General features: G+C 46.5%; 11 protein-coding genes. 6 read left to right on the top strand and 5 right to left on the bottom strand.

Going from position 1 to position 11750, the window contains the following annotated elements:
- Positions 1–150: 150 nt before the first annotated feature.
- Complete coding sequence (gene ggt, locus L3V45_RS17160; RefSeq protein ID WP_164691685.1) at positions 151–1728, top strand: gamma-glutamyltransferase; 1578 nt, start codon at positions 151–153, stop codon at positions 1726–1728.
- 11 nt (positions 1729–1739) lie between these two features.
- Here the strand turns inward: ggt and L3V45_RS17155 are convergent, their stop codons facing one another.
- The 3 genes from L3V45_RS17155 to cotG form a co-directional block, all read right to left on the bottom strand.
- Positions 1740–2084, bottom strand: coding sequence for a DUF4181 domain-containing protein (locus L3V45_RS17155; RefSeq protein ID WP_025853574.1), 345 nt, complete (start codon positions 2082–2084; stop codon positions 1740–1742).
- A 164-nt stretch (positions 2085–2248) separates the two neighbouring features.
- A complete protein-coding gene (locus L3V45_RS17150; RefSeq protein ID WP_003151304.1) occupies positions 2249–2869 on the bottom strand; it encodes a flavin reductase family protein in 621 nt (206 codons plus the stop codon).
- A 156-nt stretch (positions 2870–3025) separates the two neighbouring features.
- On the bottom strand, positions 3026–3559 hold the full coding sequence (cotG, locus tag L3V45_RS17145) for a CotG/ExsB N-terminal domain-containing protein (protein WP_003151306.1): 534 nt from the start codon (positions 3557–3559) through the stop codon (positions 3026–3028).
- A gap of 140 nt (positions 3560–3699) precedes the next feature.
- Here cotG and L3V45_RS17140 point away from each other — a divergent pair, with 140 nt between their 5' ends.
- The 3 genes from L3V45_RS17140 (at position 3700) to L3V45_RS17130 (ending at position 6526) form a co-directional block, all read left to right on the top strand.
- Positions 3700–4794 carry a CotH kinase family protein gene (locus L3V45_RS17140; protein ID WP_024085889.1) on the top strand — a complete coding sequence of 365 codons (1095 nt, stop codon included), beginning with the start codon at positions 3700–3702 and terminating at the stop codon, positions 4792–4794.
- Positions 4795–4916: 122 nt separating this feature from the next.
- Positions 4917–5810, top strand: coding sequence for a hypothetical protein (locus L3V45_RS17135; RefSeq protein WP_003151310.1), 894 nt, complete (start codon positions 4917–4919; stop codon positions 5808–5810).
- A 41-nt stretch (positions 5811–5851) separates the two neighbouring features.
- Positions 5852–6526, top strand: a complete 675-nt coding sequence (locus L3V45_RS17130; protein WP_014305963.1) for a hypothetical protein — start codon at positions 5852–5854, stop codon at positions 6524–6526.
- 45 nt (positions 6527–6571) lie between these two features.
- Here the strand turns inward: L3V45_RS17130 and L3V45_RS17125 are convergent, their stop codons facing one another.
- Together L3V45_RS17125 and alsR are read right to left on the bottom strand one after the other, a co-directional pair.
- The gene (locus L3V45_RS17125) at positions 6572–7906 is read right to left on the bottom strand and encodes an arsenic transporter (RefSeq protein WP_109567533.1); all 1335 of its coding nucleotides are present in this window, start codon (positions 7904–7906) and stop codon (positions 6572–6574) included.
- Positions 7907–8101: 195 nt separating this feature from the next.
- Positions 8102–9010 (bottom strand): acetoin biosynthesis transcriptional regulator AlsR, encoded by a 909-nt coding sequence (gene alsR, locus L3V45_RS17120; RefSeq protein ID WP_003151316.1) that lies wholly within the window; start codon positions 9008–9010, stop codon positions 8102–8104.
- Between the two features lie 156 nt (positions 9011–9166).
- Here alsR and alsS point away from each other — a divergent pair, with 156 nt between their 5' ends.
- Both alsS and budA read left to right on the top strand, forming a co-directional pair.
- On the top strand, positions 9167–10879 hold the full coding sequence (gene alsS, locus L3V45_RS17115; protein ID WP_015387606.1) for an acetolactate synthase AlsS: 1713 nt from the start codon (positions 9167–9169) through the stop codon (positions 10877–10879).
- A 60-nt stretch (positions 10880–10939) separates the two neighbouring features.
- Positions 10940–11707 carry an acetolactate decarboxylase gene (budA, locus tag L3V45_RS17110; RefSeq protein WP_003151318.1) on the top strand — a complete coding sequence of 256 codons (768 nt, stop codon included), beginning with the start codon at positions 10940–10942 and terminating at the stop codon, positions 11705–11707.
- The last annotated feature ends 43 nt before the right edge of the window (positions 11708–11750 follow it).

Raw genomic sequence — 11750 nt, 5'->3', positions numbered from 1 at the left:
GAAGGAGAAATTTTTTTATTGTTTTCGTTGCGTAATAACTTAGGGTTATTTCTTATCGGAAAGTAAATAGTGTGTGAGCTTTTCTTTCAGGAAAGTGGATACCGGTGAAGCCGCTTTTTATACTTAGGAAAATTTGTAAAGGGGCTTGCCATGAATACTTCAACCATCGGAACGAAACAAATGGTCGTCAGTCCGCATTATCTTGCTTCTCAGGCGGGGGCCGGCATTCTGGAAAAGGGCGGAAACGCGTTTGACGCGGCAGTGGCGGTCAGCGCCTGCCTGGCAGTCGTGTATCCGCATATGACGGGTCTTGGCGGGGATTCATTTTGGCTCACTTACCATAAAGAAACGGGACGAATCAAAGCTTATAACGGGAGCGGCCGTTCAGGGAAGCATGTGACGAGAGACTTGTATCGGGGCAGAGAAGCGATCCCTCTGCGCGGGCCAGAAAGCGCCATTACCGTTCCGGGAATGGCGGACAGCTGGGATGCCGTGCTTTCGGCGTACGGGCGTCTTTCGCTCGCTGAGGTGCTGAAGCCTGCTCTTGATTATGCGGCAAACGGATTCCCGGTGTCCGCCGACCAGTGCGCCCACACAGAACGCAATCTCGCTCTTTTAGCCTCGACGCCTTACACCTCGGCCATTTTTACGAGAAACAAAAAAGCGCCCAGGCCCGGTGAACGGTTTGTCCAAAAGGATTTGGCGGACAGCTTGGAGCAGCTTGCCGAGAAAGGCAGAAGCGCTTTTTATGAAGGAGACCTCGCTCAAAGCATCACATCCTTTCTGCAAAACAACGGCAGCCGTCTGACACTTGATGACTTTAAAGCCCACCGCGGCGAGTGGACGAACCCGGTATCCTCTGATTACCGCGGATACCGCATCTATCAGGCTCCGCCGAATTCACAGGGCTTTACAGGCTTAATGACGCTCAATATATTGGAAAACTATGATTTTTCTCAGATTGAACACGGCTCCTTTGACTATTATCATCTGCTGATCGAGGCGCTGAAAAAGAGTTTTCAGCACCGGAATGAAGTGCTGACTGATCCGGCATTTTCTCATATTCCGCTGGATCGGCTGCTTGATAAACGGTATGCAAAGCAGCTGGCGGAAGAAATCGGTGACACGGCTGCGCCGGCGCTAAGCCGTCCGGTCGGAAGCGACACTGCTTATGCCGCCGTCAGAGATGCGGAAGGAAATGCCGTTTCCTTTATACAGAGCCTTTATTTTGAATTCGGGTCAGCCGTTACGGCGGGGGAGACGGGCATTCTGCTGCAAAACCGCGGGTCATTTTTTTCGCTGGATGAATCCCATGTCAATACACTTGAACCCGGCAAGCGGACGTTCCACACCCTCATGCCGGCGATGGCCTGTAAAGAAGGAAAGCCGCACATCCTGTACGGAACCCAGGGAGGAGAGGGCCAGCCGCAAACTCAGACAGCGATGATTACGCGCATCATTGATTACAAAATGGACCCGCAGCAGGCGATCAATGAGCCGCGCTGGGTCTGGGGGCGGACATGGGGAGAGGAGTATGAAGGGCTGAGGGTTGAAAGCAGAATCAGCCCTGAAACGAGAGAAGCCCTAAGGCAGAGCGGCCACCGCGTCGAGACCGTTGGTGATTTTGACGGGCTTATGGGCCATGCGGCAGCGATCGTCATTGATGAAGAAGGCTTTCTCCAAGGCGGGGCCGACCCGCGCGGCGACGGAGCGGCCGCAGGAGTATAGAGCATGATACGCTAACTGATGAAAAAAATAAGCACGCCAAGAGCGGCAGAAAGACCTGCGTAAAACGAATCGTACACATATTGCTTTTCCTCCCGCCGGTGCCGCCATTCCATTAAGCCGCTGCAGCAAAATAGCATGAAAACAACTCCCGCAAATACGTACATTTCATTGAAAAAAGTCACCGCTGCGATGCCCGTAATAAGCAGTGTGATTTCGATTAATCGATGTGTGCCGTTTATCGGCTTCTGCTTTTTAACAGCCTTTGGAAAATGAAGAACTTTGACGGCAAATACTTGAAACATAAGGCTGAGCAAAATAAATACGGCTGAAAAAATCAGTAACTGAATGAAATCCATCGTCTCCTCCTAAAAATGTGTCACTCGTTTCATACGGGTGAGGGCCTTGTAAGTTTCAGCATTCTATAAGACATTAGGCTGAGTTTAATGGTAAAAGACTCAAAAAAGACCCCTTTCGAAAGGGGTCTTTTTGACTAGTTTCTTCTATTATAATGGTTCCTGCTTCAGGTCGGGCGGACAAGCGTATATGTCTTCCCGAGTCTGACGTATTCATTCCCCGCGAGCCTTGCCGCAGGCTTCAGCTCATCTGTCCGTATGTAGCCTTTATCGGCGTCATATACTTGGTCATTCAAATGAAAACAAACGACTCTGCCGATGATGAGGTCTGTCGTCGTTTCTCCGCTGTCATTTTGAAACGGAAGATGGCGTTCGAGTATACATTCAAACCTGACTTTTGCTTCTTTTATACCGGGAACGCTGATGCAGGCGCTGTCTGTCACAGAAAGGTCTGTCATGCCAAGTTCACTGACATCAGGATCAAGCCTTGCCGCCGTTTTGTTAATGTCTTCAATAATGGACTCATCACTGACGTGCACCACGAATTCCCGATGAGCGATTGCGTTTCTCGCGGTGTCTTTCTGCCGTCCGTCCGCGCGGCTGACAGAGATGGCCAGAAGCGGCGGTTCTGCGGAGACAACGTTATAGAAACTGAAGGGCGCCGCGTTTACGGCGCCATTGATGGATGACCGCGTCGTGACAAATGCGATCGGCCGGGGAACGACTGTGCCCGAAAGCAATTTGTAGGTGTCTTTTGCGTTCAGTTCGTCTGCTCGTAAGATATGCATGATTTCGGCCGCCTTTCTTTATCGTATGACCTGATTATACAGAAAGAAAATTCGGAAACACAACAAAAGAAAACCGGCTGCATATCTTATCACGTGGCATATATCTGATTGAGGAAAAAGGCTTCCGTTTAGCCGGCAGCCTATTTACAAATGGCGTTACTTGTAGTTTTTCTTTACAACCCAGATGTTCCCGTCTTTCCAGTACTCTGTTTTGCTGCAGTAATCGTCTTTTTTGCAAGGGTCTTTTTTATGAGGACGGTAAGGTTTTTTCTGCGTGCGTTTTTTCTTGCGGCGGCATGATTTTTTGTGGCTGCGAGATTTTTTGTGAGAACGGCAAGATTTTTTACGGCTGCGAGATTTTTTGTGAGAGCGTCGCGATTTTTTATGGCTGCGAGATTTTTTGTGAGAACGGGATTTTTTATGACTGCGAGATTTTTTGTGAGAACGGGATTTTTTATGGCTGCGAGATTTTTTGTGAGAGCGGCACGATTTTTTATGGCTGCGAGATTTTTTGTGAGAGCGGCACGATTTTTTATGACTGCGAGATTTTTTGTGAGAACGGGATTTTTTATGGCTGCGAGATTTTCTCTTCTTACTGCTTTTTGGTTCTTGGTACAAATAATCTTCCAATCCCTCGGTGCTTGCGGACTTTACTGCTTCTTCGATATCAGAATGGGAATAGTGGCCCATTTTGAAACCTCCTCATGATATATGTTTTAAGGATGCGATCCTTACTACCACATAGTACGCATGAATGAAAAAAGTGTATGTGTGATTCGCTGAGTTTTATATAAATAGCACAGCCTAAATTAATACAGGGAGGGTTACTGATGAAAGACCAATCAACATTGCCTCTATACCAGCTGTTTATTCACCCGAAAGACTTAATGGAGCTGAAAAAAGACATTTGGGATGATGATCCGGTGCCCGCGGTGCTGAGAGTGAATCAAAAACGGCTTGACATTGATCTGGCGTACCGCGGCTCTCATATAAGAGATTTTAAGAAAAAATCGTATCACATCGCTTTTTATTCGCCGAAAACATTTCGCAGGGCGAAAGAGATACATTTAAACGCTGAATACAAAGATCCGTCGATGATGCGGAATAAGCTGTCTCTCGATTTCTTCGCGGAGCTTGGGACGCTGTCACCAAAGGCGAATTTCGTAACCCTGCAAATCAATGGCAGACATGAGGGGGTGTATCTTGAGCTGGAGTCAGTGGATGAATATTTTCTGGCGAAACGGAATTTGGCGGACGGGGCTGTTTTTTACGCGGTTGATGACGACGCCAATTTCTCCCTTGTCAGTGATCTGGAGCGGGATACGAAAACATCGCTCGAACTTGGTTATGAAAAGAAAACGGGAACGAAAGAAGACGATTTATACTTGCAGGACATGATCTATAAAATTAATACCGTTCCGAAGTCAGAGTTCAAGGGGGAGATCGTCAAACACTTGGACGCCGATAAGTATTTGCGGTGGCTTGCGGGCATCGTGTTTACCTCAAACTACGATGGATTTGTTCATAATTACGCTTTGTACCGGAATCATGAAACGGGACTTTTTGAAGTCATTCCGTGGGATTACGATGCGACGTGGGGAAGAGACATTCACGGTGATCGGATGGACGCCGATTATGTCAGAATACAAGGGTTTAATACCTTGACTGCAAGGCTTCTGGATGAACCGTATTTCCGCAAAGCGTACAAACAGCTTTTGGAAGAAACGCTTCAGACCCGGTTTACCATTGAACATATGAAGCCGAAGGTCATGTCACTGTATGAGCAGATCAGGCCGCATGTCGCAAAGGATCCTTATAAGAAAGAGGAGATTGATTGCTTTGACCGGGAGCCTGATGTGATTTGCGAATACATTAAGGAGCGGTCCGCCTTCATCAGCAGTGAGTTAGAGCGGTGGAATATCTGATTTGGAAATGAAGAAAGATTTTTTACAAATAGGCTGGTGAATCAGTTCCCGAAAATAATCGTGATACGTATATATGCATTATGCTTTTTACATTATGAGAAAAATGACTAGGAGGACAATAGATGAAACGCAATACGAAGCGGCATCGGTCTGATGACAACTTTTTGCATGCGATGGAAGGAAAAGTAATTACTGTCTACCGGGGAGGCCCGGAGTCCAAGACAGGGAGATTAGCAGACATTCAATCGGATTATATCGCTCTTCAGGTTGATAATAAAATCGTTTATTATCAATGGAAACACGTGAAAAGTGTGACGGAAAATACGAGTGAAACCGTATCGCCGGCCGAAGCGGCAGAATGTGAAAAAGCTGATGATTTTCAAGATCTGATCAGCCGGATGACCAATCGCACGGTGCAATTGAATCAGGGAGGTCCGGAATCGAAAAGAGGAAAGCTTCACGAAACAGGGGATGATTTTCTCGTGCTGGAAACAGAAGATGACGGAATCGTATATTTTAACGCCGACCATGTCAAAAGCATCAGCGCGGAACAAGAAGAGGACGGCCAGGAGGAGGAGCGCCCGGAATTTGAAATGGCTGATGATTTTCACGGCATATTTAAACGCCTGATCCACAAATGGGTATCCATCAACCGCGGAGGTCCTGAAGCCGTTGAAGGTATACTTGTGGATAATTCCGACGGCCACTACACTCTTGTGAAAGATAAAGAAGTGCTGCGGATCTATCCTTTTCATATCAAGAGCATCAGCGAAGGGGCAAAAGGAGCAGCCAAAAAAGAGGAGAATAAAGACGACGAGAATAAAGGCGGGAAAGAGAGCGCCGAAGAAGAAAAGTCACATGAAGAAGAATCACGCGAAGAGCAGCGTACTTCCTCTAAAAAGTCGAAAAGATCGTCAAGATCCGTTCGATCCTCAAAACGGGAGGAAGAGAACTCTTATAGCTACGCCACTGTATTAAGGACAATAGATTATCGGTGGAAACACGGCCGTAAATGATTCGGAAAGATTGTCCGTAAACGCGGGAGAGGGGGAATGAAATGGCTGGATTAAGCAGATTTCTGGATAAACAAGTCGATATTGAGATATCGGGGAATACGACATTTTCAGGAACTCTTTTGGATATCGGTCAGGATATCATTGTGATTCATGACGGCCGGACGTTTCTTTATATTCCGCTGCTGCATCTTCAGCGGATGACATTGACGCTCCCGGACGAAGAGAATAAAGAACCGTACGCAAGAAAAAAAAGTCCGCATCCCGAAAAACAGGAACATTCCTTTTCTTACCGGAATACCCTCCAGCATATAAAAGGCAGATTTACAGAAATTTTCGTTACGGGAGACCGTTCCATTCATGGGTATGTGACAAGTGTTTTAAATGATTATTTTGTTTTCTTCTCTCCGGTTTATAAGACTCTTTTCATCTCGATGCATCATTTGAAATGGCTGACACCCTATTCCGATGAGCAGACGCCGTATACATTAAACAGTTCAGAGCTGCCGGTTGTTCCCGCTAATGTGCCCCTTGTCCGGAATTTTGAGGAGCAATTAAAAAGATATGTCGGGAAGCTGATTATTCTGGATTTAGGAGATATACCGAATAAAGTGGGGCTGTTACAGGACGTCTCAGATAATATTCTTGAATTGACCAATGCAGACGGGGATACTGTCTTTTGGAAATTGAATCATTTAAAAACCATGCACCTGCCATAAATGATAAAACTGCCTCTCTTATACAGCAGGCAGTTTTTTTCATAGCTAAAGGTAAATCCAGCTGATCCAAACATATAAAACGGTAATGGTAAACACGACGGTGAGAGGGACAACGACAATGGTCGTTTTGATATATTCTGACCAAGAAACTTTTTCGCCGTGCTGTCTGATGATATGCATCCAGATCAGTGTGGCTAATGTCCCGATCGGCAGAAGCAATGATCCGATATCACTGCCGATAATATTAGCCAGATAAATGATTTTTACGGTTAATGGGTCAATGGACATTTCAGTTAATGTCAAAGTGCTGATCATTAAGGCGGGATGGTTATTGAACAAATTAGAGAGGACGGATGTAGCAATGCCCATAATAGATGCAGCGTGGGCAATGCTTTGTGAGACATAAGGCTCAATAGACTGAACAAGCAATGCCGTCAGTCCGATATTATGCAGTCCGTAAATGATAATGTACATCGTGAAGGCAAAAATAAAGATATGCCAAGGCGCTTTCCTTAATAAGTCCGCCGGTCCGATTTTTAAATAAAACCATCTCCAGCAAAGCAGGATGACTGAACTGATGACAGCCACGAGCGAAACGGATATGCCGTTGTAAGAAGCTGCAAACAGACTGATCCGGACAAACAATACAAATACCAAAACACAAAACATGATGTTCGTACGGCTGTTTTTTTGGGACAAGTCTGGCGGAGGCTGAAGCGGATGATATCGTTTGTGTTCCAGCGATTCAAAATGAACCGGAATATCGGGGAGCTGTTTCGGCAAACGGCGGTAGAAAACGGCAAACAGCAGAAAGGCCATAAACACCAGTCCCAGCGTGCCGGGGATAAACATCATATTGGTGTACAAATAAAGGTCCATGCCTATCATTTTGAGAGAAATTAAATTGACGATATTACTGACGCCGATCGGGGTGCTTGCCGCCGTCGCAATTAATGCGCCGCTTATTAAATACGGTGTTTTCTGATGTCTTTTAAGTCCGAGATATTGTAAGACCAATAGTAAAATAGGAGTGGTGATTAAGACGCTGCCGTCATTATTCAGAAAGAGCGTCATTGAAAAACAGAGCAGGTTGGTCAGCCAAAAAAGCCGGATGCCTGATCCCTTGGCGCGGTGAAGCAGTTTGGCCGCCGCCCAGTTAAAAAAACCGAAGCTTTCCAGCGCGATCGCCATTATCATTGTGGAGATAATGGTTATTGATGCTCCGGTGACTTTTGACCCTATATCCCCCAAATCATGAAAGGAAACGGTTCCGCATAACAAAACGAGAATGGCGCCCAGCGACGCCGGAACGGCTTCATTTAATCCCCCGGGTCTCCAAAATATAAAAATAATGGTCACAAAGAAAGAAATCAGGGTCAAAATGACGGTAATATGTGTAATGTGTTCTGCCTCCTTTTCGATAGGTCATTGCCGCCCCGTTATTTTTATCCCTCCTGATCAGTTGTACTGTATGTATACGGGTACAGGTCGTAAGGTGTACTGAGCGTTTCTACCAATTTAGTAAAAATCCATAAAAGCACAAAAAAAAGAGGCTGCTTTCGGCGGCCCTCTTTTTTATGCATTTTCCTTATCCGCCTGCAATAAAGCCTGGCGTTTATTCATAATATCCAGAAAATGTTTCAGGATCGGATTTTGATTATCCTTGCGGTAGGCAATGACCCATTCGGCAGTGAGCTGCGCCTGATTAATGCCGCGGTAGGCGACTTCGAGATTAAACAGCTTTTTAGCAGAAGAAGGCACGAAGGTTACACCGATACCGGCACTAACCAATCCGATCACCATTTGATACTCGGTCGCTTCCTGAACGATTTTCGGTTTGAAGCCCGCCTGCTCGCAGTAGTTTACAAACTCCAGGTATAAAGTCGGCCATGTTTCTTTCGACAGTGTGATAATCGGTTCATTTTTTAAATCCTGAATGTCGATTGTCTGTTTAGCGGTAAGCGGGTGCTGCTTCGGCAAAGCCAGAATGCACGGGCTGCTCTGCACCTTTTCCATATGTAACGCGGAATGTTGTAAAGGCGGATGAAGGATGCCGATATCAATGTTCCCCTTCAGAAGTTCTTCCTGCTGTCTGAAAGAAGAAATTTCACGCAGATCAAGCTTGACGGAGGGGAATTTTTCGCGGAATTCCCGAATGATCGGCGGCAGAAATTCATATGTGGCCGAGCCGACAAAACCGACGACAAGGCGGCCGAGCTCTCCCCGCGCCGTTCTCTGCGCCATTTCAATCGCTTTGTCTATTTCTTCGATCGCGTTTCTGCTGTGTTTTAAAAAACTTTCTCCGGCAGCTGAAAGCTCTACAACCCGTTTCGTGCGCTTTAATAAGGTCACGCCGACTTCCTTCTCAAGCTGTTTGATCTGCTGGCTGAGAGGCGGCTGTGTCATATTTAACCGAAGCGCCGCTTTGCCGAAATGAAGTTCTTCGGCAACGGCAATAAAGTATTGAAGATGGCGAAGCTCCATCCTTATCCATTCCTTTCTCTTTGTTAATTATTCGTGAAACATATTAATCATACGGCGAATTGATATTGGAGGTCAATTTCCAAAGAGTGTATAGTGAATAATATCACAAATTACTTAAAATTTTATATTTAATATGCATAATAAGGAGTGAGGGTGTTGGCAAAAGCAACAAATGAACTAAAAACCTCTGAAAAAAATCGGGGGGCGGAGCTTGTTGTTGATTGCTTAGTGGAGCAAGGTGTCACACATGTTTTTGGCATTCCGGGTGCAAAAATTGATGCAGTATTTGATGCGTTAAAAGATAAAGGACCTGAACTGGTTTTATGCCGTCACGAACAGAACGCTGCATTTATGGCTGCGGCTGTCGGAAGACTGACTGGAAAACCAGGCGTTTGTCTCGTTACTTCAGGCCCGGGGGCATCCAACTTGGCGACCGGCTTGTTAACGGCTAATACAGAAGGTGATCCGGTAGTGGCGCTGGCGGGTAACGTAATTCGCGCAGACCGGTTAAAACGGACACACCAATCATTGGACAATGCGGCGCTATTTCAGCCGATTACAAAATACAGTGTAGAAGTACAGGAAACAGGGAATATACCAGAAGCGGTAACAAACGCCTTCAGGGCAGCGTCAGCAGGTCAGGCAGGCGCGGCTTTTGTGAGCTTTCCGCAGGATGTTGTGAATGAAATCACAAATGTGAAAAACGTACGCAGCGTGCCGGCGCCGAAACAAGGCCCTGCACCGGAAGAGGCGGTCAGCGCGGCTATCGCGAAAATCCAGACGGCGAAACTTCCCGTTCTGTTAGTCGGCATGAAAGGCGGAAGACCGGAAGCGGTAAAACAAATCCGCAAACTGCTTGCCAAAACAAAACTGCCTTTCGTAGAAACGTACCAAGGGGCCGGCACATTGTCCAGAGAGCTGGAAGACCAATATTTCGGCCGGATCGGACTGTTCCGCAACCAGCCGGGCGATCTTCTGCTTGAACAGGCAGATGTCGTATTAACGATCGGTTATGATCCGATTGAATACGATCCGAAGTTCTGGAACGTAAACGGTGACCGTGCTATTATCCATCTTGACGAAATCCAGGCCGATATCGATCATGCCTATCAGCCGGAATTAGAATTATTAGGCGATATCCCCGCTACGGTTAAACAAATTGAACACGACGCTGTGACATTTGATATGGGCAGCCGTGAAAAAGAAGTGCTGAGCGAGTTAAAACAGATGCTCACAGACAGCGAGAAGGCGCCAAGCGATCATAAATCCGACAGAGTGCATCCTCTGCAAATCGTCCAAGAACTCCGCAATGCAATTGATGACGACGTAACCGTCACTTGCGATATCGGTTCTCACGCGATCTGGATGTCCCGCTACTTCCGCGCTTATGAGCCGCTGAAGCTGTTGATCAGCAACGGCATGCAGACATTGGGCGTAGCGCTTCCTTGGGCGATTGCCGCCACATTGGTGAATCCGGGTGAAAAAGTCGTATCCGTTTCAGGAGACGGAGGATTCCTGTTCTCTGCAATGGAATTGGAAACGGCAGTCCGCTTAAAAGCGCCGATCGTTCACCTTGTATGGAATGACAGCACATATGATATGGTCGCATTCCAGCAAATGAAAAAATATAACCGTACATCATGCGTAGATTTCGGAAACATTGACATCGTAAAATATGCAGAAAGCTTCGGCGCCACCGGCTTGCGCGTTGAGTCACCGGAACAGCTGGCAGACGTGCTGCAAAAAGGCTTGAACACAGAAGGCCCTGTCATCATTGACATTCCTGTCGATTACAGTGACAATGTCCATTTATCAAGCGACATGCTTCCGAAGCAATTCAAAGAAAAAATGAAAGCAAAAGCTCTCTAGCACTCTGCGCACCATGACCTGTTTTCTAAAACAGCCCAATTTAAAAGGAGTGAAGGGAATATGAAAAATGCAAGCGACATCCATATGATGAGCCGCGGAGAAAAAGGCTCACCTGAGGATCAAATCTATCAAGTATCCACCATGACATCTCTGCTGGACGGAGTGTATGACGGAGATTTTGATATGGCTGACATTCCGAAGTTCGGTGATTTCGGGATCGGCACGTTCAATAAACTGGACGGCGAATTAATCGGATTTGACGGCGAATTTTACCGTCTGCGCGGCGACGGAACGGCTACGCCTGTTAAAGGCGGAGACCTGTCACCATTCTGCTCATTCACATTTTTCACGCCGGACATGACGCATACGATCGACGGCGAAATGACCCGTGAAGAATTCGAGCAGGAAATCGCCAGCCTTCTGCCTAGTAAAAACTTATTTTATGCGATCCGTTTAGACGGCGTATTTAAAAAGGTGCAGACAAGAACGGTAGAACGCCAGGAGAAACCGTACGTTCCGATGATTGAAGCGGTGAAAACACAGCCTGTGTTCAACTTTGACGACATTCAGGGTACAATCGCCGGCTTCTGGACGCCGGGTTACGCAAACGGCATCGCTGTTTCCGGATATCACCTGCACTTCATTGATGAAGGACGCAATTCCGGGGGACACGTGTTTGACTATGTCATTAAAGATTGTAAAGTGACCATTTCTCAAAAAATGAATATGAACCTCAAGCTTCCGAATACGGCGGACTTTTTCAACGCAAATTTAGATAATCCGAATTTTGCGAAGGATATTGAAACAACCGAAGGAAGTCCGGAATAAAATAAAAAAGAAAGCCTCATTTTTCTCGGGGGCTTTCTTTTTA

This window comes from Bacillus sp. R45 (assembly GCF_021729365.1).
Taxonomy (GTDB): domain Bacteria; phylum Bacillota; class Bacilli; order Bacillales; family Bacillaceae; genus Bacillus; species Bacillus velezensis.
This window is presented reverse-complemented; position numbering and strand designations above follow the sequence as displayed.